The organism is Shewanella sp. FJAT-51649 (genome assembly GCF_019457435.1).
In the GTDB taxonomy this organism is placed as follows: Bacteria; Pseudomonadota; Gammaproteobacteria; order Enterobacterales; family Shewanellaceae; genus Shewanella; species Shewanella mangrovisoli.
In genome coordinates this window covers 1,644,674-1,667,339 of record NZ_CP080411.1, presented here as the reverse complement: position 1 = coordinate 1,667,339, position 22,666 = coordinate 1,644,674, and the positions used below count along the sequence as shown (strand labels likewise).

The following is a 22,666-nucleotide window of genomic DNA, read 5'->3' as shown; positions in this document are numbered from 1 at the left end:
TAAGCGCTCAGCTTTGCGCCTTCACCTATGCCCAAAATCATCTAATTGCAGTATGGTAGCGAAAGGCATCCCATCGAGAGAATCAGTTATGCAAAAGAGTTACCTACTCCCCGCCCTCGTGCTTGGCGGTTTTTTATGTGCGGGCATGGTCTATGTAGGACAAAGCGCTAGCTCGGCGCTGTTAGAGATGAAAGCCCTAGAGCGCACAGTCACAGTTAAAGGGCTGGCCGAAAAGGAAGTGAAAGCCAATATCGCCATCTGGCCGATTAACTTCACCGAAGTCGACAATAACCTGCCTAAGCTCTACGACACTGTGCAGCAAAAAACCGACAGAGTGGTTGCCTTCCTCAAGGAACAGGGTTTTAGCGACAGCGAGATTACCGTATCGCTGCCGACGATAGAAGACAGGCAGGCCCAAGGCTACGTCGACCCGAACGTGAGGTATCGTTACTCGGCTAAGGTGAATCTTTCTGTCTATACCCCACAGATTGATTTAATGCTCAGCACGCGTAAGCAAATGATAAATTTGGTTAAAGAAGGCATTGCCATCGGTAGCCAAGATTATGAAAACCGCACCGAGTTTTTATTTACGGCGCTCAATGATGTGAAACCGACCATGGTGCAAGAAGCGACGCAAAATGCGCGGGAAGTGGCCGAAAAGTTTGCCAAGGACTCACAATCGCGTCTGGGTAAGATTAAGAGTGCCAGCCAAGGCCAGTTTACGATTTCCGATCGTGACAGCAGCACGCCTTACATAAAACAAATTCGCATTGTGTCTACGCTGACCTATTATTTAAACGACTGATATTTAAAGCAGGACAAAGACCTAAGAGTGATGACAAGGCGATTGATGTAAGGGAAGATTCATTCGCCGTTTCCCTATATTAGCGAAATCGATTACATTAAATTTTTCTAATAAATATTGATTGCCTAATCAAAACAACTCCATTAGAATTTACTCATGAATTATTTTTGGGATGATTTGGTATGGCTGCAATCTCACGTACTCTATTCACATTATTCGTTTTTTCCCCCTTCGCCACCCAGGCTGCGCCCTTGGCGACCCTCGAGGTGATGAGCAAACCGTACGCGAATTGGGTGACCTTAGACGCCAGTATCGAGGCCGTCAAAGCGGCTACTGTCTCGGCGCAAACCTCAGGGCGTATCGTTAAGCTCAACTACGACGTTAATGATGTTGTGCCAGAAGGCGCGGCATTACTCGAGATCACCAGCAAAGAACAAGGCGCGGAACTGGCAAGCTATGAGGCCGATCTCGCCAAAGCCACAGCCCTGAATGTGGAGGCGCAGGCCCAATACAAACGCTATAAAGAACTCTTCCCACAAGGCGCGATTTCAAAAGGTGCCATGGATGAAGCGACCGCCAATGCCAAGGCCGCCGAACAAGCCGTGAGTGCCGCCAAAGCCCGGGTTATCAAAGCCACTGAATCCCTCAAATATACTGTGGTATCGGCGCCATTTAGCGGGATTGTCACTGAGCGTTTAGTCGAGTTAGGCGAAACCGTCAGTGTCGGTCAGCCACTGCTATCGGGGTTTTCACCGAGCCAAATGCGCGCTATCACCCAAGTGCCACAGCGCTATATTCAGCAACTGAAAAACGCGCCTGAGTTTATGGTGCGCTTAAGTGATGGCCGTGAACTCACCTCCAAGGATCTCACCATCTTTAGCTTTGCCGATCCTGTGAGCCACAGCTATCAAGTGCGGATTAACCTGCCTAAGGATGAACCCAACCTTCAACCCGGTACCTGGGCCAAGGCGCTGTTTAAAAATGGCGAACGGGAAAAAATCCAACTGCCGACCTCGACGCTTATCACCATGAATGAACTTAGCAGTGTCTACATGAAAAAAGGCGAGCAATTTGTGCTCACCCAGGTGCGCGTCTCTGAGCCCGTCGGTGGTGAAGTAGAAGTCCTCGCGGGACTGCGAACCGGTGATATTGTCGCCATGGATGCTTACCAAGTGTTGCTTGAACAAAAGCAATAAATTCCCTAGCGATATCAACTTGATGAGGTTGTTGAATGAAACACGCTACTGAATCTTCGACGTCACTTGGCATTTCAGGCCGGATTGCGGCCGCATTTCAAAACAGTGCCATTACGCCACTGCTGGCACTGCTGGGCTTGTTACTCGGCTTATTTGCCATCTTAGTGACCCCAAAGGAAGAAGAACCGCAGATTGACGTCACCTTTGCCGACGTCTTTATCCCTTTCCCTGGCGCGACCCCGACCGAAGTCGAAAACTTAGTCACCCTGCCCGCAGAGCAAGTAATCTCTGAGCTCAAAGGGATAGACACGCTCTATTCTTTCTCCCAGCCCGATGGCGCGATGATCATTGTGATCTTTAAGGTCGGCGTGACCCGCAACGATGCCATTGTCAGCCTCTACAACCAAATTTATTCCAATATGGATAAACTGCCGCAGGGGGCGGGTGTCGGTGAGCCATTGATTAAACCACGCGGTATCGACGATGTGCCGATTGTCAGCCTGACACTCTGGTCCAAGGACAAACAGGTCTCGGCCGAACAGTTGACCCATGTGGCGTTGGGGCTAGAAACCGAAATTAAGCGGATCCCGGGTACGCGGGAGATTTACACCGTTGGCCAACATGAGATGGTGGCGAATGTGCGTATCGATCCCGCCAAGATGAACAGCTTCAATCTCACCTACGACAAGTTGAGACAAAGCCTGAATGACAATAATCACATCTCGATGCCAGCGTCTTTAGTGCAAGGTAATCAAGAGATTAAGGTTCAAGCTGGCCAGTTTTTACAATCCATCGACGATGTAAAGCAGCTGGTAGTAAGTATTTCTCAGGATAAACAGGGTAAACCTATCCCCGTTTATTTGGCCGATATTGCCGATATCAGTTTAAAGAGTGATATTCCCACCCAAAGCGTTTGGCATAGCGACAAGACGGATATTTACCCCGCAGTAACCATAGCCATTGGTAAGCAGCCGGGACAAAACGCCGTCGATATTGCCGATGCGACGCTTGCACGCATTGCTAAGGTCAAGAATGTGTTGATCCCCAGCAATGTCGAAGTGACTGTTTCGCGCAACTATGGTGAAACGGCGGCGGATAAATCTAACACCCTTATTCTTAAGCTGATTTTTGCCACCAGTGCCGTTGTCGTATTGGTATTTTTAACCATGGGTGCCCGTGAATCACTGGTGGTCGGTGTCGCCATTATTATCACCTTGGCGATCACCCTGTTCGCCTCCTGGGCGTGGGGATTTACCCTTAACCGAGTGTCACTCTTCGCGCTGATTTTCTCCATCGGGATCTTGGTCGACGATGCCATTGTGGTGGTGGAGAATATCCACCGGCATATGGCGCTCGGTAAAAAATCCTTTAGCGAACTTATCCCCGTTGCGGTCGATGAAGTCGGCGGCCCAACGATTCTCGCCACCTTTACCGTTATCGCCGCCCTGCTGCCCATGGCATTTGTGTCGGGATTAATGGGCCCTTATATGAGCCCCATTCCCATCAACGCCAGTATGGGTATGCTGATTTCGCTTGTGGTCGCCTTTATGGTGACCCCATGGCTGAGTCGTAAGTTGCTCAAACACCACAGCGGCTCGGCGACTGATACCGCCCACCACTGCAGCGATGCCGATGCTCAGATGAACGAGAGCAAAATGGTGCGACTGTTTACCCGTTTAATCGGCCCCTTCCTGCTAGGTAAAGGTGCCCGTAAAGCACGGATTGGACTAGCTGCCGGGGTCTTTGTGCTTATAGGTATCGCCGTGGCCTTGCCTGTGGGTCAGCTAGTGGTGTTAAAGATGCTGCCCTTCGATAATAAATCCGAGTTCCAAGTCATGGTGGATATGCCTGAAGGCACGCCTGTGGAACAAACCCAGCGTGTCCTTCAGGATTTAAGTCGCTACCTGGCCACTGTGCCCGAGGTGGAACATTTGCAGCTGTATGCCGGCACCAATGCACCGATGAACTTTAACGGCTTAGTGCGCCACTATTTTCTGCGCCATAGCCAAGAGCTTGGCGACATTCAGGTCAACCTAGTCGATAAAAAGCATCGCAAGCGTGACAGTCACAGCATTGCGCTGTCGGTACGTGAAGAATTACAGCACATCGGCGCTAAATATCAGGCCAATGTGAAAGTCGTCGAAGTGCCACCTGGCCCGCCAGTCTGGTCGCCGATTGTGGCCGAAGTCTATGGTCCAAGTCCTGCGATTCGTGAACAAGCGGCCTACGAGCTACAGTCGCTGTTCCGTGAGACTAAAGATGTGGTCGATATTGATATTTTCTTGCCCGCAGCGCAGCAAAAATGGCAGGTGATGATCGACCGCTCGAAAGCCAGTCTGATGGCAGTGCCATACAGCAATATCGTTGATTTAATTGCGACTTCGGTTGGCGGCAAGGATGTAAGCTATTTGCATATAGCGCAGCAGAAGCAACCTGTGCCGATTCGCCTTCAACTACAAGAAGGGGCAAAAATCGATTTAGAGCAAGTGCTGAATATGAAGCTACAAAGCCAAACGGGGCAATCAGTGCCCGTGTCTGAGCTGGTGACGATTAAGCGCGGTAAAATCGATGCTCCTATCATCCATAAGAATATGATCCCTATGGTGATGGTGGTTGCCGATATGGCCGGTCCGCTCGACAGTCCGCTCTATGGCATGTTCGACATGGCGGGCAACATCGACGGCGAAGGTGGCTTAGGTTTCGATCAGCATTATATCCACCAACCAACCGGACTAGACTCAGTCGCCGTGCTTTGGGACGGGGAATGGAAGATCACCTACGAAACCTTCAGGGATATGGGCATTGCCTATGCCGTGGGGATGATTGCGATTTACTTATTGGTCGTTGCCCAATTTAGATCCTATCTGGTGCCGCTTATCATTATGGCGCCGATCCCTCTGACAGTGATTGGGGTCATGCCGGGGCATGCCCTACTCGGCGCGCAATTTACCGCGACGTCGATGATTGGCATGATTGCCTTGGCGGGGATTATTGTCCGTAACTCGATATTATTAGTGGATTTTATCAATCAGGAAACCGCCTCAGGGGTTCCCTTTGAACGGGCTGTCATCCACTCGGGCGCCGTGCGGGCTAAACCCATTATGCTGACCGCTTTGGCGGCCATGATTGGCGCCCTGTTTATCCTGGACGACCCTATCTTCAACGGGCTTGCGATCAGTCTGATTTTCGGGATTTTTATCTCGACCTTACTGACCCTAATCGTTATTCCAGTGCTTTACTACGCGGCGATGAAAAATCGCATAAACTTAACTCAAACAGCCGATTAACCCACAATAGGCAGCTTTTTAGGCTGCCGCTAGGAGCAAGGTATGTCACTCGAACGCAGCATTATGGCTTTTGCCGGATTTATGGTGTTACTGTCTTTGGTGTTAACCGCTTTTGTACACCATAACTTTTTGTGGTTAACGGCCTTCGTTGGCGCTAACCTATTCCAAAGCGCTTTTACGGGTTTTTGCCCTGCGGCCATGGTATTACGCAAGCTAGGCGTCAAATCTGAGGCTGAAATCGCTAGACAAGGTTAATGCATATTTGCAAAGGAGAAAGTCAGTGTTCAACAAGTTACTGTGTCGCAGTAAAACCTTACTGGGGGTGGCCCTCTTGAGTCTGTCATCACTTGCCTTAATGCCCAGCGCGGCAAGAGCCGCCGATCAAGAGCCCCAAGTGGCGTGGCAAAAAATCGCTGCTGGCGCTATGGTGCTCGATGTTCGCACCCCAGAGGAGTTTGCCGAAGGCCATTTAGCCAATGCGGTTAATATTCCCTTTGAGCAAGTCGCCGCTGAGTTTGCTAAGCGCGGTATCGCCAAAGATGCGCCCGTAGTGTTGTATTGCCGTAGTGGTCGACGCAGCAGTATCGCGACCGAAGCCTTAGTCGCTGCGGGTTATACCCAAACCTATAACGGTGGCGGTTATCAGACCCTAGCCGACGCTCAGCCTAAAACAGAATAATTCGCTGTTGAGATTAACGATGAAAAGCGCCTGTTGGCGCTTTTTTTGTATTTTGTTCTTTTCATTTACCCTGACACAGATATTTATCAGTCGTTTATGCTGTTAATGATATGCAAATAAGCCAATAAATTGTCAAACGACAAACTACCGACACTAAAATTCAATAAAACCGCATAATCAATCACTTGAATAAAATTCAACATCTTAACCAAACAGATAAAACCATTTTTGAAATTATTCATTCCAAAAAAATATATAAAGTAATTTCAATTAAATAGCTTCACACCGTTTTAAAGATATCGCCATTTTTAGCGTAAAAATTCGCATTTGCTTATTCACCTTTTCCACATAAAAAAACATAAATATTTAAAAATATCGGTTACAACTTGTTACACATGAGTATTTATTCATTTTAAACGCTTATCAACACAGTTGTTTTTACCAACCACCATACCATTAACATTTAATTTACAAATACTTACCTCAAAGATAAATTCACTAACCGAGTAGCATCTGAGTCGTAGTTATTCTTTAAAAGCACAAAATAATAATGATTAACACTAAATTGAACATGGAAGAAAAACATGACAATCAATCGAACCACTAAGATAGCCCTGAGTTTATCTAGCTTAGCTATTGCGATCTCGGCAGGTGTTAATGCTGCCCCCGACGCACCGGGTTTTGCCGCAGCCAAACAAGCACAGACCTCTCCACTGCCAAAGCGCTATATCGTTAAATTTAAAAATGCCGATGCGCCAGCCCTGATGTCTGAAAGCAGCCTGCAGAGCAGCGATCAGCTTGCTACCACAATGAATTATCAGCCTCAAGTGGCTGAAATTAGCGCCCAGCACAGTGTGTTAAACAAGGCGCAAGCCAAAGAAATGAAGCGTATCGGCCGCAGTAACAGCTACTCAGTTAAGCTGGATAACAATGGCATTAAGGCATTAAGAGCCCGCGCCGATGTGGAATATGTGGAAGAAGACATGCCACGCCACCTGCTAAGCGAAACAACGCCTTGGGGACAAACCTTTGTAGGTGCAACCCAATTAAGCGACAGCCAAGCGGGTAACCGTACCATCTGTATTATCGACTCAGGTTATGACCGTGGTCACAGTGATTTAAGCGGTAACAATGTCACGGGTACCAACAACTCTGGCACAGGTAACTGGTACGAGCCCGGCAATAACAACGCCCATGGAACCCACGTGGCTGGTACTATCGCGGCGATCGCTAACAACGACGGCGTGATTGGTGTGATGCCAAATCAAAATGCCAACATCCATGTGATTAAAGTCTTTAACGAGTCTGGTTGGGGTTACTCCTCATCCCTCGTATCGGCCGTAGATACCTGTGTGGCGAATGGCGCAAACGTTGTCACCATGAGCTTAGGTGGCGCAGGTTCGAGCACTACCGAACGTAACGCGTTAGCGGCCCACTACAATAACGGCGTACTGTTGATTGCCGCTGCCGGTAACGATGGTAACAATACCCACAGCTACCCCGCTTCGTACGATGCGGTGATGTCTGTGGCATCGGTCGATAATCATAAAGACCACTCTGCTTTCTCTCAGTACACCAACCAAGTTGAGATCTCAGGTCCTGGTGAAGCCATTCTCTCTACCGTGACCCGTGGTGAAGGTCGCTTAGCCGATATTACTATCGGTGGCCAATCCTACTTCAACTCAGGCGTTGTGCCGCACAATCGCTTTACGCCATCGGGCACCAACTACGCGCCCAATCCATACAATGGCACAGCAACCGCAACCTTAGCCGAATGTACGGTTAGCGGCTCAACCTTCAACTGCGGCAACATGGCTAACAAGGTGTGTTTAGTTGAGCGTGTGGGTAACCAAGGCACTTCATACCCTGAAATCAACGCGGTAAAAGCTTGTAAGAATGCAGGTGCCAGCGCCGTTATCGTGTACAGTAACAGTGCCTTACCTGGGCTACAAAACCCCTTCTTGGTCGATGCGAACAGCGAAATCAACATGGTGTCAGTGTCTGTTGACCGTGCAACCGGTTTAGCACTGCGTAACCAGTTAGGCGCAACGGTTACCGTAAGCAACCAAGGCAATAAGGACTACGAGTACTACAACGGTACGTCGATGGCGACCCCACACGTTTCTGGTGTGGCAACCTTAGTGTGGAGCTACCATCCAGAATGTAGCGCAGCTCAGGTACGTAACGCACTCAAACAAACCGCTGAAGACTTAGGTACAGCAGGCCGTGATGACTACTATGGCTATGGTCTAGTCAATGCCGTTGCAGCGAAAACCTTCTTAGATGCTTCCTGTAATGGTCCTACGGATCCGGTTGACCCAACTCCAACTGACAGCGTGTTAGTGAACGGTGTGCCAAAAACCGGTCTAAGCGGTGCCGCCAGTGAAGAACTGCATTTCTCGTTTGAAGTGCCACAGGGTGCCACTAACTTAGGTTTTGTGATGAACGGTGGCACGGGTGATGCGGATCTGTACGTACAGTACGGCGCAGCGCCAACGACCTCAAACTACGATTGCCGTCCATATAAAGGTGGTAACAGTGAATCTTGCCCAATCAGCAACGTTCAATCTGGTACTTACTACGCTATGGTGAAAGGCTATTCAGCCTTTAGTGGTGTATCGTTAACCGCAAGCTACACAGCCCAAAGCGGTGGTGGCACTCCTACCACGCCAGCAAGCTACACCAACACAGATAATTACAATATTCCTGATAACAAGACCACAGGTATCACTAGCCCAATCACAGTCACTCGCACGGGTAACTCAGGCACTGTGACTGCCGTGGTGAATATTGTTCACCCTTACATTGGTGACTTAAAAGTGCAGCTCATCAGCCCAACAGGCCAAACGGCAACACTGCATAACAACACTGGCGCAGGCGCAGACAATATCAACAAGAGCTACACCGTTGATATGACAGGCGTTGAGTCGAGCGGTGTTTGGAAACTCAAAGCGGTTGATAGCGGCCGTGGCGACGTAGGCTATATCGATAGCTGGGAACTGAAATTCCAATAATGTTCGTCTAAAAAAAAGAGCCTGCAATTGCAGGCTCTTTTTTATTGGTCATCTTTCAGCATTTCGGGCTCGATAAGCACGCTGTGCTCATTATCCGATAACCAGACTTGCCCTTCACTGATGGACGCTTGCAGCGACATGGTGCGGCTCACTAACGCCTCCATCGCCGTCACCGACTCTTCGGCAATATTCCACACTTTAAGGTTTTTATAACGCTCGAGGGCCGCTTGATTCTGTTTCCACCAAATAGGAACACTACGACCACCGTAGGTAAATAGCTGCACCGCTTTCGCGCGGCCGCTCGCCTTACGCAGCCATTTCTCATCGGCTTGGCCAAACTCAATCCACAGGTCCACTTCACCGGAGAGACTCCTGTCCCACAGCTCAGGCTCATCATCGACGCACAATCCCTTAGTAAAACTTAAGGTCTCGGAAGCGTTTAGGATAAAGGCCAGCAGACGCACCATCATGCGGCCATCGGTCTCGGAGGGATGCTGCGCTAACGTCAGCTGATGATCTTGATAATAACCTCGGTCCATATCGGCGATCTGAAGATTGACCTTAAATACGGTCGCTTTGAGAGCCATAGTACATCCTAAACTTAACGATAAAAAATAACGGCGAGTCTACCTAAGACTCGCCGTCAGCTCAAACAAACTGCGATAAAGAAGACTAAATCGCGCCGGGGCGTAAATGCTTCGCCACCGGGAAATGCGCCTTAAGTTGCTCAATCTTCTGGGTATCGGCGACCAACAACATGCGCGAGCCTTGCTCATATTCACGGCTGATATCACTCAGCGCAGGGAGCGCTGCGCGATTAGCATCGCGGCGCACCAGCTCAGCCAAGTCCTCGGCTAAACCTACCTCGCTGTAAATCCAGTCGAGGCGCTGTAATAACGGCATGGCCGCCAGCGGCAATAACTCGACGGGCGTGGCCTCGTCCAATAGCAGGATTTCCCCGCGGCTGACGATATGATTAAAAGCATTTTGATAATGCTCAGGGGTGCGCACATCAAACCTATCGCCATTGGTGTCGAAAAAACGCTCCCAGAATAATCGGCGCGTCGCGGTTTTGGTGAGTCTTTGCTGCACTTCGAGACGCTTGTCGGCCACGAAGTCGAACAAGGGCTTAAGGGATTGCGGCAGGCTGGTCTCTAAGCGAGCGCGAATGGTGCGCGCAAACACGGGCGCCGCGCCTGCTGTGCTTATCGCCACCACAAGACGGCCCCTATCGACAATCGATGGGGTAATAAAGCGGCAATAGGCGGGATTATCCACGGCATTGACCCAAATTCCCCGCTCGGTGGCTAAGGTAGCCAATTCAGCATTGAGCTTATCGTTCGCGGTCGCTAGATAGATGAGATCGTAGTTTTGAATATCGGCCTGCACCACGGGCCGCTCAGACAATAAAATCCTGCCCGCATCGGCATAAGCCTTCACCTCGGGATTCACCTCAGGGGCAATCACATGGATATTGGCTTCGGTACGCGTCAGCAAGGCCAGCTTACGACTGGCGACATCCCCCGCCCCCACCAACAGGACATTTAAATTAACAGTATCAATAAACAGCGGGAAATATTGCATGCCACTCACCTATAAAAAAACCAGCCTAAATTACTCTTGCACTACAGGTAATTGGCGTTGGATCCAGCCCTTGTAACCGCCAATCAAGGAGGCGACCTTTTGGTAGCCCATTAGCTGTAAACTGCTGGCCGCCAACACTGAGCGAGCACCGCCCGCGCAATAGAGCAACAGGGGTGTATGTTTATCGGGAAAGCGCTGTTCAATGTCGCGCTCAATAATGCCGCGGCTCATGTGTTTCGCCTGCGGCAGGTGATCCTGTAGCCATTCATTATCTTCACGGACATCTATCAACACCCAAGCGTCATCGGCTTGATAGGCTTCAATACTCACTTCAACAACATGGGGACGAATCGATTCGACAAGAGCCGAAAAAGCACTGGATGGATGCATCAGATCCTCCTTAGATAAGGGATTGAATGACTTAGCTAATATCAATTGAAGTGTAATTCGCTACGCGGGGAGACGCAATCCTTGCGGTTAACGGCATGTGACAATCGCGGGCTTTATGAGCCAAAGCTTGCGGGGGGAATGGCTCCTACCTCTTAGCCTTACTCGGATAGCCTGGAATAGACGCTTGGCGCTGAGAACAAGGCGGCATTGCTAGCCCCATGCTTTCAACGCATCACAGTGTCAGCGGTTTGAGAAACGATGAATGGGATGAGGATTAATTATGGCTTTCGCTGCGCTCGGCGCTGCAATGCCAGCATAATTCAAAACTGCCCTCATTCATCTCATGGCATTGCACGCATTGCCACTGGGGACTAATCACATCCAAACCACTTAATTGGGCCTGCGCTTTCGCCAGTTGCGACTCACGTACCCAAAGCTCAACATTATGTAGCCCGGCGGGCAATTCACCCACGCCGCCTAATAAGGCCTCGCCACGCAACTCCACATGAATACCACAGGCTTCTAATAACCCCTTCCATGTATGGGCCTGCAATAAGTTTCCACCAGCGACTAACGTCTTACGTTCTTCCATGCGACATCCTACAACAATACTCTCTAGATATGGGCAGCCGACATCCTACTGTGAAATAACCAAGCCTGTCGAGCGCTGTTTTTTACAGCAGTTGTTAATGAAATTAACATTTAGGTTTTACAGCATTAGTCACTATAAAGTTGTGAGTTTGCTAGCAGATTATCGGAAAGGCCAAAATTCTCAGTAAAAAAAAGCCACCTCAACGGTGGCTCTTTTTCAACAGTCGTAATACACGACTTCGAGTCTCAATACCCGATTAAGGCATCATAGAAGGCTGATCGGCGCCTTCTTTCTCTACTTCAACTGGCATCATATGCTCACGGCAAATGCCCAGTTTGATCGCAAGGTAACTTGCTACGTAGATAGAAGAATAAGTACCGACGAAAATCCCCAATAACAGTGCTGTCGCAAAACCATGGATCATAGTGCCGCCCTTCAGGAACAGCGCCACAACGGTCACCAGCGTCGTACCGGTAGTGATAATGGTACGGCTCATGGTTTGGGTGATAGAGACGTTAACCACTTCTTCAGGCTCGCTCTTACGCATCTTGAGGAAGTTTTCACGGATACGGTCAAACACAACGATAGTATCGTTCAATGAGTAACCCACAACCGTTAATACCCCCGCCAGTACGGTCAGGTCGAATTCCAGCTGGAATAAGGAGAACACACCTAAGGTTACAATCACGTCGTGGGCAAGTGCTGCCACCGAACCGAAGGCTAAACGCCATTCGAAACGGAAAGACACGTAGATCATGATACAGATAAGCGCGACCAATACCGCTAAACCGCCCTGCTCGGCCAGTTCTTTACCCACTTGAGGACCGACGAATTCAACACGTTTCTGTTGAACGCCCGCATCCACTTGTTGGGCCGCTGCCATCACAGATTTGACCTGTACATCGCTGCTCACGCCTTCTTTCACCGACAGACGCACCAATATGTCACGGCTAGAACCGAAGTTTTGTACCACTGCACCGTCTAACTCAGGTGCAGACAGTTTCGAACGCAGCACGTTCAAATCGACGGGTTGAGTGAACTCCATCTCAACCACAGTACCGCCGGTAAAGTCTAAGCCCCAGTTAATGCCTTTGGTCGCCAAGGACACCAGCGAGCCAAAGACCAAAATGGCAGACATAATACTGATAGGCAGCGCATGACGGAGGAAGTTAACCGTACGTTTTAAAGATAAAATTTCTAACATTATCGCTTCCCCTTAGATAGACAGCGTCTTCACGCGCTTACCGCCCCAAATCGCGTTCACGATTGAGCGAGTACCCACGATAGCGGTAAACATCGATGTCGCAATACCGATCATCAGGGTCACCGCGAAGCCTTTGATCGCGCCAGTACCCACGGCGAACAGGATCAGCGCTGTCAAGAAGGTGGTGATGTTAGCGTCGGCGATGGTAGAGAAGGCGTTACCGTAACCTTCGTGAATCGCCTGCTGTACGCTGCGACCTGCACGTAACTCTTCACGGATACGCTCGTAAATCAGTACGTTACCGTCAACCGCCATACCCACAGTTAACACCATACCCGCAATACCAGGCAGGGTTAATACGGCGCCAGGGATCATAGACATCACCCCAACCACCATCACTAAGTTTGCCGTTAAGGCTAAGTTAGCGATCAAGCCGAAACTACGGTAGTAAACCAACATAAAGATAAGTACGACTGCCATACCCCAAATCATGGCTTGCACACCGCTTTCGATGTTTTCCGCACCTAGGCTTGGACCGATAGTACGTTCTTCCACAATCGATACAGGCGCAATCAGGGCACCAGCACGCAGCAGCAGTGCAAGGTTTTGTGCTTCACCATGGCTTAAGCCAGTGATCACAAAGTTACGGCCTAAACGCGCTTGAATGGTCGCCACAGAAATCACTTCTTGGATTTTCTGCATCTTGACACTGCCATCGGCGTTACGTTCACCGCTGTCTTTATATTCGATGAACAAGGTCGCCATCGGTTTACCGATATTGTCCTTAGTCACGTTAGAGAAAATGGTACCGCCTTTAGCATCGAGGTTGATGCTCACCTGTGGACGGCTGTATTGGTCGAAGCTAGGTTGTGCGCCGGTAATATGATCACCCGTTAGCATCACTTCCTTCTTCAGTACCACTTGACCGCCTTCACGGCGTTGGTACACCTCAGAACCCGCTGGAACACGGCCAGATTGCGCCGCATTCGGGTCGGCCTTATCGTCTACCATGTGGAATTCAATCGATGCAGTTGCACCTAAGATTTCCTTGGCACGGGCAGTGTCTTGTACACCAGGCAGCTCAACGATAATACGCTCAGCACCTTGGCGTTGCACCACAGGCTCAGCTACCCCTAACTCGTTCACACGGTTACGGATAGTAGTAATGTTTTGCTGCAGCGCTTCTTCTTTAATCTGCTTAAGATAGGTTTCGCTCATCACGGCTTGCAGAGCAAAATCTTCACCCTTGGTCACGTCGGTGAACACCATGTCATTGCTGCGCGATTTTAAGAAGCGTTCTGCACTGGCTAAACTTTCTTTGTCACGGAATTTAATCTCGATACCTTGTGCATTGTTACGAATGCCCGCGTAACGGATTTTTTCTTCACGTAATTGTGAACGGAAATCGGCCACTTTGGCCTCTTCCATCTTACGGATGGCTTCGCCCATGTCCACTTCCATTAAGAAGTGCACACCACCACGAAGGTCCAGACCGAGTTTCATTGGGCTACCGCCCATGGACTCGAGCCACTGCGGCGTCGCAGGGGCAAGGTTGAGTGCCACGGTGAACTTATCGCCTAAGTCTTCGGCGATGGTTTCCTTGGCCAGCAACTGTTGGTCCGCGTTTTGCACGCGAACCAACAATTGGCCTTTTTCAAGCTCAGAACGTTTTACCGCAATGCCCTTACTGGCTAACAGCTCGTTCACTCTGGCTTGGGTAGATGCCGTGACTTCAGCACCTCGAGTCGCCACTACTTGCACCGCATGATCTTCACCGAACAGGTTAGGTACGGCATAGAAACAACCTATGGCGATGACGAGCACCACCATAATGTTTTTCCACATTGGGTATTTATTTAACACGCCTGAGCCCTCTTGGCTTACAACGACTGGATAGAGCCCTTAGGCAATACAGCTGCAATGTAATCTTTTTTAATTGTAATTTGAGTTGTGTCGTTCAAGCTCAGTAACACGTAGTCATTTTCATCGCTGATCTTTGCAATCTTGCCTAAGATACCGCCGCTGGTCAGGACTTCGTCGCCCTTGCTTAAAGATGACATCAGGTTCTTGTGCTCTTTAACACGCTTAGATTGCGGACGGAAAATCATGAAATAGAAAATCAGACCGAAAATCACCAGCATGAAAATCAATTCCATGGTGCCGCCACCCTGTGGAGCGCCTGCAGCATTTGCATATGCATTTGAAATGAACATAGTTTTCTCTTCTTATTAGCAAAAAATCAATCGACTAACTCTGGTACTTCACGACCTTGACTGGTATAGAAGTCCTTTACAAAGGCGTCTAATGTACCCGTCTCAATCGCCCCGCGCAAACCTTCCATTAACATTTGATAGTATCTCAAGTTGTGAATGGTGTTTAAACGCGCACCCAGAATCTCATTACAACGATCTAAATGGTAAAGGTATGCCCGTGAATAGTTTTTACAGGTATAACAATCACACTTAGGATCGAGCGGTGAAGTGTCATCACGATGACGCGCATTGCGGATCTTGATCACACCTTCACTGGTAAACAGATGACCGTTACGGGCGTTACGGGTTGGCATCACACAGTCAAACATGTCGATACCACGACGCACACCTTCAACTAAATCCTCTGGCTTACCGACCCCCATCAGATAGCGCGGCTTGTCCGCAGGAATTTGTGGACAGACATGCTCAAGAATGCGGTGCATGTCTTCCTTAGGCTCACCTACGGCCAAACCACCGACGGCATAACCGTCGAAACCAATTTCGACTAAGCCTTTTAAGCTCTCGTCGCGTAAATCTTCATAAACACTGCCTTGGATGATCCCGAATAATGAATTGGGGTTTTCCAGACGGTCGAACTCGTCGCGTGAACGCTTAGCCCAACGCAGTGACATCTGCATTGACTTGCGCGCTTCATCTTCAGTTGCTGGATACGGGGTACATTCGTCAAAAATCATCACCACATCACTGCCCAATGCATGTTGAATTTGCATTGATTTTTCAGGATCTAAGAAGATTTTCTCGCCGTTGATTGGCGAACGGAAATGCACACCTTCTTCGGTAATTTTACGAATGTCACCCAAACTGAACACTTGGAAACCGCCCGAATCGGTCAGAATAGGACGCTGCCAGTTCATAAAATCGTGCAAGTCGCCATGCTTACGCATGATTTCTTCGCCAGGACGTAACCACAGGTGGAAAGTGTTACCGAGCAGAATATCCGCGCCAGTGGCACGCACTTCTTCAGGCGTCATGCCTTTTACCGTACCGTAAGTACCAACAGGCATAAAGGCTGGGGTTTCCACCGTGCCGCGTTCAAAAATCAAGCGACCACGGCGCGCACGGCCGTCGGTAGTGTCGAGTTCAAATTTCATAATTCACCTCGCCAGATAAACAGTCTGACTACATTTGTAATGGCACGCGCCATTTTGATTAACAATAGAGATAGGGGCAGATCCAAAAGGTTCAACCTTTGGCTGAAAAAAATTACCGCCCAAACTCAATGTGGGCGGCTATTTTAAAACAAAATCTTGGTCTAGTGAGCTTTTTTCGTCACAAACATGGCATCGCCATAGCTAAAGAAGCGATATTTTTGCGTGATTGCGTGTTGATACGCCGCCATAACATGATCAAAACCAGCAAAGGCACTGACCAACATGATGAGCGTCGACTCCGGCAAGTGGAAGTTGGTGATCATGGCATCGACGATTTGGAACTGATACCCAGGGTAGATAAAGATATCGGTATCGCCGCTAAAGGCTTTAAGTTCGCCTTCACTTGCACGGGCCGCACTCTCCAGTGAACGCACGGACGTCGTCCCCACAGCAACCACACGCTTGCCCGCCGCTTTAGTTTGGGCAATTAAATCCACCACATCCTGCGGCACATTGGCCCACTCGGAATGCATTTTGTGCTCGAGTACGTTATCGACGCGCACAGGCTGGAAGGTGCCTGCACCCACATGCAAGGTCACAAATGCGATATTCACGCCCTTGGCCTTTAAGGCATCGAGCATGGCATCGTCAAAGTGCAATCCCGCCGTTGGCGCGGCAACCGCTCCGGGGTTTTGGTTATAGACAGTTTGATAACGCTCTTTATCGGCATCTTCATCGGGACGGTCGATATAAGGAGGCAGTGGCATATGCCCTACTGCTTCGAGCACTTCTAAAATCGTCAGGTCGGATAAGAGTTCGAGCTCAAATAAAGCGTCATGGCGCGCAGCCATCTTCATCTCATAACCGCCATCGAGGTGGATAATGCTGTCCACCTTCGGGGATTTAGAGCTACGTACATGGGCGAGGATGCGCTTATCGTCGAGCATACGCTCAACTAAAATCTCGAGTTTGCCACCACTGGCCTTTTGGCCAAATAGACGCGCAGGGATCACCCGGGTATTGTTGAATACCATTAAATCGCCAGGATTAATCATCCCCAGCAGATCGGTAAACTGTTTATCAGCGAGCGTGCCAGTATTGCCATCTAAGGTTAACAGACGTGACGCATTGCGTTGCGCCATGGGATAACGAGCGATAAGTTCGTCGGGAAGATCGAAGGAAAAGTCTGTTACGCGCATGCAAAGGCCTCTAGATAGCTTAGAACGGCGGCTAGTCTATGGTTAGAGGCTAATAAGATCAAGATTACTTGTTCGCGATATCCATATCGGCGTCTGACTCATTTAACACATTTGAGGCTAACGCATCATCGACATCATATTTAGGTCGAGTCCGCGAAAAATGATCCATACGAAAGCTATGTTGCTCATAGGGAATATCGACAAGCACTTTTTTACGCTTAGGGCGCTCGTCTTTACCGAGCATTTTGGTAAACCAGTTCCACATCATCCATGATCCTTAACAGGTTAATTGATTGGTGCATTTTCAGCCCATTGTTAGCATTTACCCTCCTGTTGAAACGCTAACGTAAGCACTCCCTTAGAAAAGCACACGATTTTTGCCTATTTGCGCTTTCCTCAGCGCGCCCGCCCATGATACCGTGAACTAACGCGATTAACCAAGCACAAAAAATGAACATTCTTACACACTTACATCTGGCCGAGATCAGTAAAACCCACCTAGGCGCCAATCTGGCAGGCAATTTTATCACTGCGCCAATCGATTCTGCGCCGCAAGCACTTCGCCAAGGACTGTGGTTAAACCAAGAAATCAATCAGCTCTGCGCCACCCATGAACTGACCCAAGAGCTAATGGCCCTGTTCCCTGCCCAGTTAACAAGCATAGCAGCTGATTTGATGTTCGTAAGTTTCGATCATTATTTAGCCTACTACTGGGAAGAATATCATCACCTGCCGCTGCCCGAGTTTAGCCAAAAGGCCTATAGTGAACTGGCAGAATTTGCGACGCAAAGCGATGAGTATCACCCTCAGCCCTGTCTGAACCTCATCGCCGATATGCGCAGTCAAGATTGGTTAAACGCTTACGCCACGCCTAAAGGCATTCAACAGGCCTTAGCGCAACGGGCAAAAGGTCATCCGCACAGTGCCTTATTTAACGGCGCGGATAAACTGCTAGCAAAAATGCAGATAGAGACAGAAACCGCCTTTCGCACCTTTTACCCTCAGTTGATGGCCTACACCCGTATTTGGAGTCGCAAAACCCCGAGTGACTATCTACCGAATGGCTCAGCCGACTAAGCTCTAAGTCGAACACCTCCATTCTGGTATCAAGCCTTGTTTAAGCCTAAGCGTTTACCCTAACGCCTTTGCGATAACGCCTATTTAGTGAGGTTTCCGTCACAGTGACGACTGCAAACTCAAGCGCTAAGCCAGCTCAAGCTCTCAGTTGGCGCCAAAAACTACGAAGCCCGCGCTTTTGGCTTAAACAGCTTAGGGATCTTAGCATCATGGCGTTGGTGCTCTACGGCGTCAGCCTCTATTTGCAACGGGATATGATCACCGGTCAAGCGCCAGTATTAAGTGGTATCGCGATTGATGGTAGCCAGCTTACACTTAATTCTGCCCAGACAGAGCCAACATTAGTCTATTTCTGGGGCACTTGGTGCCCTGTGTGCCGCGTCACCACCCCTATGGTTGAGAGTATCAACCAAGACCATAATGTCATTTCAGTGGCGGTGGCCTCTGGCAGTGATCGCGAGATCCAGCACTATATGGACGAGCATCGATATCACTTTCCGGTGCTAAACGATGAAAATGGTGAGCGAAGCACTCAGTGGGGGGCGATGGCATTTCCTGCTATTTATATTATCGATACCCAAGGGGAAATCCGTTATGTCACCTCGGGAGTCACCTCGACTTGGGGCATGAAGTTCAGATTGTGGTTGGCTCAGTTCTAGTTCAGTTATAACAGCCTCAGCAAACGCCAGCTCGAGAATATACTGCTTAGTGACTGATATTTTGCTAGTATGGCCGCGCAAATGATGAGGATACGATGCAGATATTCGATTACCAGCCCCCTTCAGTCCCTTGGATAGATCTTCGCTATCAAGATAGGGATTTGATCATTATTAATAAACCTTCTGGATTGTTGTCTAACCCCGGCCGAGCCGCACATACCTTCGATTGTGCCCTGACCCGACTACAACGCTTGTATCCTGACACCATTCTCGTGCATCGACTCGATTGCGCCACCTCAGGCATTATGGTGTTTGCCCGCAACAAAAAGGCCGAGTCCCAGTTAAAGACCCAGTTCCAAGATAGGCAAAACGAAAAAGTGTATATCGCCGAGGTCATGGGTTTGATTGCAAAGGATGCTGGGATAATTGATTTAGCCATCGCGCCCGATCCCGAGCACCCGCCCTATCAAAAGACGCAAGCGGCAGGGACGGCTGGCGCGAAGAGTGCTCTGACCCATTATCGAGTGCTAGAAAGACGCGAAAACAGCACCTTAGTCGAATTAACGCCACAAACGGGCCGTACCCACCAACTGAGGGTGCATATGCTCGCCTTGGGGCATCCCATTCTTGGGGATGAATTTTATGGCGATGCTGAGGTGATAAAAGCCAGACCGAGACTCTGCCTTCACGCCCAAAGTTTACGCTTTACCCACCCTTACTCGGGTAAAGCCATGCATTTTTACAGTAAGCATCCCTTCACGGCTTAGCACAAATAGTTAACCGCTAAAAAGACACGAGGTCGCCTTAAGCGACCTCGTATTGAGCAAACCGGGTTGGTGTTTGCCGATTTATTGATTAGCGTCTTTCGCTGTGACTCATTAAGCCACGCGCTGATTGAAATCAATATCAGCCATTAACTTATCGACTTGAAAATAACTGCCCTGCTCATTACAAAACTGCAGTTGCATGGCGGGCGTCACCATAAAGTATTCACCGAAGAAGTTGCCACCGATATCTTCCACTTTTTGGCCCTGCGGCGTATCGGACAAACTCACTTCATCCAAACTATGGCAGCCATCGCTAAACCAAGTTTCTAAATAATATTTGTCCGCTTCTTTATAGAGGGTAATTTTGTCACCAAGCAGTGGACGCTCATCTAACCAACGACCAATAATTTCTCGATTTTGCATATCTGACTCCCGCCAATGAAGGCGACGGCGTTTTTCAATCCCAGACATCCTGATATCCTTATGCAATACCCACTCACCTAAAGTGAACGTCAGTTGTGGTAGTACATTAAGCATAGAACCCATTTACCGCTTTACTCCCCCGAGTCGCAAATTCCCCCAAATCAACCACAAAATGTAATTTTTTGGTTAAATTAAATTTGCTAAACGTTTAAAAACTAAAAGATAATTTCGCCTGATTAATTAATCGGCAGTGTAGCTTAATTAGAAAATAAAAACGCGATCTTTATCACCATTTACCTATTGCTAAAGTAAAGATAAATACCTTATTTCACATCTTGCGCATTCATCCCCACGAATGAGCTTGTTACATCTTTTATTATTCACTCGGCTTAGGATTCTGATATAACAAACGGGATATATATCGCCCTACAAATAATCAAAAAATAATGCAGGAAGCCTATGCACAATATTCATCGCCGCCATTTTCTAAAAGCTGCGGGCGCCGTTACCGCAGGTCTGGTTACGGCCAATATTGCCCTCAATGCCAACGCCAGCAGCGTTGCCCCTAAACCCCGCGTTGGAAAATCCGTGATCGGACTTATCGCCCCGAAAATGGAGGTGGTTAGAGTCGGTTTTATCGGTGTGGGAGAGCGGGGTTTTAGCCATGTCGAACAATTCTGCCATTTAGAAGGCGTGGAACTTAAAGCCATTTGTGATACCCACCAAGCCGTTATCGATAGAGCCGTTGAGCATATCGTTAAGCAAAACCGGCCAAAACCTGCGGTCTATACGGGGAATGATCTCAGCTATCGCGAACTGTTAAACCGCGATGATATCGATATTGTGATTATTTCAACCCCGTGGGAATGGCACGCTCCCATGGCCATAGATACCATGGAAAGTGGTAAACACGCCTTTGTGGAAGTGCCATTGGCACTGACGGTAGAAGAATGCTGGCAACTTGTCGACACCGCCGAACGCACCCAGAAAAACTGCATGATGATGGAGAACGTCAATTACGGCCGCGAAGAATTGATGGTGCTCAACATGGTGCGCCAAGGTGTGTTTGGCGAGCTGCTCCACGGTGAGGCCGCTTATATCCATGAGCTGCGCTGGCAAATGAAGGAAATCGACCATAAAACTGGTTCCTGGCGCACCTATTGGCACACCAAACGCAACGGTAACTTATATCCCACCCATGGCTTAGGGCCGATTTCTCAATATATGAACATCAACCGTGGTGACCGTTTCGATTATCTCACCTCCATGAGTTCACCCGCACTCGGGCGCGCGCTGTATGCCAAACGAGAATTCCCCGCCGGCCATGAGCGTAATCAGCTCAAGTACATCAATGGCGATATGAGCACTAGCCTGATTAAAACCGTTAAGGGCCGAACCATTATGGTTCAGCACGATACCACTACTCCTCGGCCCTACAGCCGCCATAACCTTATCCAAGGCACCAATGGCGTTTTTGCCGGATTTCCAAATCGGATTGCCGTTGAGCACGGCGGTTTTGGTAAGAGTTACCACGAGTGGGATATGGACATGCAAAAGTGGTATGACAAATACGATCATCCACTCTGGCAACGCATCGGTAAAGAAGCCGAAATCAACGGAGGTCATGGCGGGATGGATTTTGTGATGCTCTGGCGTATGATCTATTGCCTACGTAACGGCGAGGCGCTCGATCAGGATGTCTACGATGGCGCCGCTTGGTCTGTGGTGAATATTTTAAGCGAGCAATCGCTGAATAACCGCAGCAACTCGGTCAACTTCCCCGACTTTACCCGCGGCGCGTGGGAACATGCCACGCCCTTAGGGATTGTCGGCGCCTAAATCACTCTAAAGTGAGCGATTAACGTAAAGGGATACACTTAGGGTTATCCCTTTAATAACACCCTATCGATTTAATCTTTAACGAAAAATCACCACTTTGCTGCGCGCCAATCACCAGCCCTATGCTAGTTAGACGGCTTAAATCTATCACAGCACGCTCAATCGGCTTACCGCGGCACTGGGGATGAAACGCCGTAAACGGGATTTCGATGCGTTGCCAGTGAATAATACTGCCACCGTTAACGCCAAAGGATTGATGCTTAGCATCGGGCATTGGCGCCTGATAAACCGTGCTCTGCGGTGTATCGGCATCCTTAAGGTTCACTTTGTAGTGCTTGCTCCTGTCGCGGTCGAGTTCGAGGTAAATCCCACTAAACTTGCCGACATCAAGCGGCGAAAACTCGCAGCGCACTGAGGCAAACCCGCCACCATTGGCGAGCGACACATGGCCGCTAAACATCCCATAGCCTAAAGGTGAGATGGTGAGCTTACTGCGTGACAGGCCGCCCATCACGGTATCATTGACGCCATACCAAGACTTAGCCGCATCTAAGTCCTTAAAATCGAAAAGGATCATAACTACTCCC

General features: G+C 49.1%; 22 protein-coding genes. 10 read left to right on the top strand and 12 right to left on the bottom strand.

Translation table 11 applies throughout. The annotated features are described in order from the left end of the window. Window positions 1–88: 88 nt before the first annotated feature. The 6 genes from K0H59_RS07625 (at window position 89) to K0H59_RS07600 (ending at window position 8,981) form a co-directional block, all read left to right on the top strand. Entirely contained in the window at window positions 89–805 is a 717-nt protein-coding gene (locus tag K0H59_RS07625; protein WP_041412588.1) for an SIMPL domain-containing protein, read from the top strand. A gap of 182 nt (window positions 806–987) precedes the next feature. Beyond that, entirely contained in the window at window positions 988–2,001 is a 1,014-nt protein-coding gene (locus K0H59_RS07620) for an efflux RND transporter periplasmic adaptor subunit (protein WP_220055131.1), read from the top strand. Between the two features lie 35 nt (window positions 2,002–2,036). Further along, window positions 2,037–5,288, top strand: a complete 3,252-nt coding sequence (locus K0H59_RS07615) for an efflux RND transporter permease subunit (RefSeq protein WP_220055130.1) — start codon at window positions 2,037–2,039, stop codon at window positions 5,286–5,288. 42 nt (window positions 5,289–5,330) lie between these two features. Then, window positions 5,331–5,543, top strand: coding sequence for a DUF2892 domain-containing protein (locus K0H59_RS07610; protein WP_011716505.1), 213 nt, complete (start codon window positions 5,331–5,333; stop codon window positions 5,541–5,543). Window positions 5,544–5,568: 25 nt separating this feature from the next. Next, window positions 5,569–5,967, top strand: a complete 399-nt coding sequence (locus K0H59_RS07605) for a rhodanese-like domain-containing protein (protein WP_220055129.1) — start codon at window positions 5,569–5,571, stop codon at window positions 5,965–5,967. Window positions 5,968–6,551: 584 nt separating this feature from the next. Further along, window positions 6,552–8,981, top strand: a complete 2,430-nt coding sequence (locus K0H59_RS07600) for a S8 family serine peptidase (protein WP_220055128.1) — start codon at window positions 6,552–6,554, stop codon at window positions 8,979–8,981. Between the two features lie 41 nt (window positions 8,982–9,022). Here the strand turns inward: K0H59_RS07600 and K0H59_RS07595 are convergent, their stop codons facing one another. The 10 genes from K0H59_RS07595 to K0H59_RS07550 all read right to left on the bottom strand — a co-directional run bounded on the left by K0H59_RS07595 (window position 9,023) and on the right by K0H59_RS07550 (window position 17,582). Then, window positions 9,023–9,568 carry a YaeQ family protein gene (locus K0H59_RS07595; protein ID WP_220055127.1) on the bottom strand — a complete coding sequence of 182 codons (546 nt, stop codon included), beginning with the start codon at window positions 9,566–9,568 and terminating at the stop codon, window positions 9,023–9,025. 85 nt (window positions 9,569–9,653) lie between these two features. Beyond that, window positions 9,654–10,565 carry a bifunctional precorrin-2 dehydrogenase/sirohydrochlorin ferrochelatase gene (locus K0H59_RS07590; protein ID WP_220055126.1) on the bottom strand — a complete coding sequence of 304 codons (912 nt, stop codon included), beginning with the start codon at window positions 10,563–10,565 and terminating at the stop codon, window positions 9,654–9,656. A gap of 30 nt (window positions 10,566–10,595) precedes the next feature. Beyond that, entirely contained in the window at window positions 10,596–10,955 is a 360-nt protein-coding gene (locus K0H59_RS07585) for a rhodanese-like domain-containing protein (protein WP_011716501.1), read from the bottom strand. 274 nt (window positions 10,956–11,229) lie between these two features. Beyond that, the gene (locus K0H59_RS07580; protein WP_088212207.1) at window positions 11,230–11,547 is read right to left on the bottom strand and encodes a DUF2007 domain-containing protein; all 318 of its coding nucleotides are present in this window, start codon (window positions 11,545–11,547) and stop codon (window positions 11,230–11,232) included. A 256-nt stretch (window positions 11,548–11,803) separates the two neighbouring features. After that, entirely contained in the window at window positions 11,804–12,751 is a 948-nt protein-coding gene (gene secF, locus K0H59_RS07575) for a protein translocase subunit SecF (RefSeq protein ID WP_023267666.1), read from the bottom strand. A gap of 12 nt (window positions 12,752–12,763) precedes the next feature. After that, window positions 12,764–14,614 (bottom strand): protein translocase subunit SecD, encoded by a 1,851-nt coding sequence (gene secD, locus K0H59_RS07570; RefSeq protein WP_088212208.1) that lies wholly within the window; start codon window positions 14,612–14,614, stop codon window positions 12,764–12,766. A 17-nt stretch (window positions 14,615–14,631) separates the two neighbouring features. Beyond that, a complete protein-coding gene (gene yajC, locus K0H59_RS07565; RefSeq protein WP_023267664.1) occupies window positions 14,632–14,964 on the bottom strand; it encodes a preprotein translocase subunit YajC in 333 nt (110 codons plus the stop codon). Between the two features lie 26 nt (window positions 14,965–14,990). Continuing rightward, complete coding sequence (tgt, locus tag K0H59_RS07560) at window positions 14,991–16,115, bottom strand: tRNA guanosine(34) transglycosylase Tgt (RefSeq protein ID WP_011622165.1); 1,125 nt, start codon at window positions 16,113–16,115, stop codon at window positions 14,991–14,993. A 161-nt stretch (window positions 16,116–16,276) separates the two neighbouring features. Beyond that, on the bottom strand, window positions 16,277–17,314 hold the full coding sequence (gene queA, locus K0H59_RS07555) for a tRNA preQ1(34) S-adenosylmethionine ribosyltransferase-isomerase QueA (RefSeq protein WP_011622164.1): 1,038 nt from the start codon (window positions 17,312–17,314) through the stop codon (window positions 16,277–16,279). A 64-nt stretch (window positions 17,315–17,378) separates the two neighbouring features. Further along, complete coding sequence (locus K0H59_RS07550; RefSeq protein WP_011622163.1) at window positions 17,379–17,582, bottom strand: hypothetical protein; 204 nt, start codon at window positions 17,580–17,582, stop codon at window positions 17,379–17,381. A 182-nt stretch (window positions 17,583–17,764) separates the two neighbouring features. Here K0H59_RS07550 and K0H59_RS07545 point away from each other — a divergent pair, with 182 nt between their 5' ends. The 3 genes from K0H59_RS07545 to K0H59_RS07535 all read left to right on the top strand — a co-directional run bounded on the left by K0H59_RS07545 (window position 17,765) and on the right by K0H59_RS07535 (window position 19,817). Continuing rightward, window positions 17,765–18,391: an ACP phosphodiesterase gene (locus K0H59_RS07545; RefSeq protein WP_220055125.1), complete on the top strand. Its 627-nt coding sequence runs from the start codon at window positions 17,765–17,767 to the stop codon at window positions 18,389–18,391. A 104-nt stretch (window positions 18,392–18,495) separates the two neighbouring features. Beyond that, a complete protein-coding gene (locus K0H59_RS07540) occupies window positions 18,496–19,050 on the top strand; it encodes a protein disulfide oxidoreductase (protein WP_220055124.1) in 555 nt (184 codons plus the stop codon). 95 nt (window positions 19,051–19,145) lie between these two features. After that, on the top strand, window positions 19,146–19,817 hold the full coding sequence (locus K0H59_RS07535) for an RluA family pseudouridine synthase (RefSeq protein WP_220055123.1): 672 nt from the start codon (window positions 19,146–19,148) through the stop codon (window positions 19,815–19,817). Window positions 19,818–19,928: 111 nt separating this feature from the next. Here K0H59_RS07535 and K0H59_RS07530 read toward each other — a convergent pair whose 3' ends face one another. Further along, window positions 19,929–20,363 (bottom strand): hypothetical protein, encoded by a 435-nt coding sequence (locus K0H59_RS07530; protein WP_220055122.1) that lies wholly within the window; start codon window positions 20,361–20,363, stop codon window positions 19,929–19,931. 336 nt (window positions 20,364–20,699) lie between these two features. On the opposite strand from K0H59_RS07530, the gene K0H59_RS07525 reads away from it, so the two are divergent. Continuing rightward, the gene (locus K0H59_RS07525) at window positions 20,700–22,079 is read left to right on the top strand and encodes a Gfo/Idh/MocA family oxidoreductase (protein ID WP_220055121.1); all 1,380 of its coding nucleotides are present in this window, start codon (window positions 20,700–20,702) and stop codon (window positions 22,077–22,079) included. A gap of 52 nt (window positions 22,080–22,131) precedes the next feature. Here the strand turns inward: K0H59_RS07525 and K0H59_RS07520 are convergent, their stop codons facing one another. Continuing rightward, window positions 22,132–22,656, bottom strand: a complete 525-nt coding sequence (locus K0H59_RS07520; RefSeq protein ID WP_220055120.1) for a CIA30 family protein — start codon at window positions 22,654–22,656, stop codon at window positions 22,132–22,134. Between the last annotated feature and the right edge of the window lie 10 nt (window positions 22,657–22,666).

Coding starts and splice junctions, on each gene's coding strand:
- K0H59_RS07625 (WP_041412588.1), top strand. CDS start 89: ATGCAAAAGAGTTACCTACTCCCCGCCCTCGTGCTTGGCGGTTTTTTA.
- K0H59_RS07620 (WP_220055131.1), top strand. CDS start 988: ATGGCTGCAATCTCACGTACTCTATTCACATTATTCGTTTTTTCCCCC.
- K0H59_RS07615 (WP_220055130.1), top strand. CDS start 2,037: ATGAAACACGCTACTGAATCTTCGACGTCACTTGGCATTTCAGGCCGG.
- K0H59_RS07610 (WP_011716505.1), top strand. CDS start 5,331: ATGTCACTCGAACGCAGCATTATGGCTTTTGCCGGATTTATGGTGTTA.
- K0H59_RS07600 (WP_220055128.1), top strand. CDS start 6,552: ATGACAATCAATCGAACCACTAAGATAGCCCTGAGTTTATCTAGCTTA.
- K0H59_RS07595 (WP_220055127.1), bottom strand. CDS start 9,568: ATGGCTCTCAAAGCGACCGTATTTAAGGTCAATCTTCAGATCGCCGAT.
- K0H59_RS07590 (WP_220055126.1), bottom strand. CDS start 10,565: ATGCAATATTTCCCGCTGTTTATTGATACTGTTAATTTAAATGTCCTG.
- K0H59_RS07585 (WP_011716501.1), bottom strand. CDS start 10,955: ATGCATCCATCCAGTGCTTTTTCGGCTCTTGTCGAATCGATTCGTCCC.
- K0H59_RS07580 (WP_088212207.1), bottom strand. CDS start 11,547: ATGGAAGAACGTAAGACGTTAGTCGCTGGTGGAAACTTATTGCAGGCC.
- secF (WP_023267666.1), bottom strand. CDS start 12,751: ATGTTAGAAATTTTATCTTTAAAACGTACGGTTAACTTCCTCCGTCAT.
- yajC (WP_023267664.1), bottom strand. CDS start 14,964: ATGTTCATTTCAAATGCATATGCAAATGCTGCAGGCGCTCCACAGGGT.
- tgt (WP_011622165.1), bottom strand. CDS start 16,115: ATGAAATTTGAACTCGACACTACCGACGGCCGTGCGCGCCGTGGTCGC.
- queA (WP_011622164.1), bottom strand. CDS start 17,314: ATGCGCGTAACAGACTTTTCCTTCGATCTTCCCGACGAACTTATCGCT.
- K0H59_RS07550 (WP_011622163.1), bottom strand. CDS start 17,582: ATGATGTGGAACTGGTTTACCAAAATGCTCGGTAAAGACGAGCGCCCT.
- K0H59_RS07545 (WP_220055125.1), top strand. CDS start 17,765: ATGAACATTCTTACACACTTACATCTGGCCGAGATCAGTAAAACCCAC.
- K0H59_RS07535 (WP_220055123.1), top strand. CDS start 19,146: ATGCAGATATTCGATTACCAGCCCCCTTCAGTCCCTTGGATAGATCTT.
- K0H59_RS07530 (WP_220055122.1), bottom strand. CDS start 20,363: ATGGGTTCTATGCTTAATGTACTACCACAACTGACGTTCACTTTAGGT.
- K0H59_RS07525 (WP_220055121.1), top strand. CDS start 20,700: ATGCACAATATTCATCGCCGCCATTTTCTAAAAGCTGCGGGCGCCGTT.
- K0H59_RS07520 (WP_220055120.1), bottom strand. CDS start 22,656: ATGATCCTTTTCGATTTTAAGGACTTAGATGCGGCTAAGTCTTGGTAT.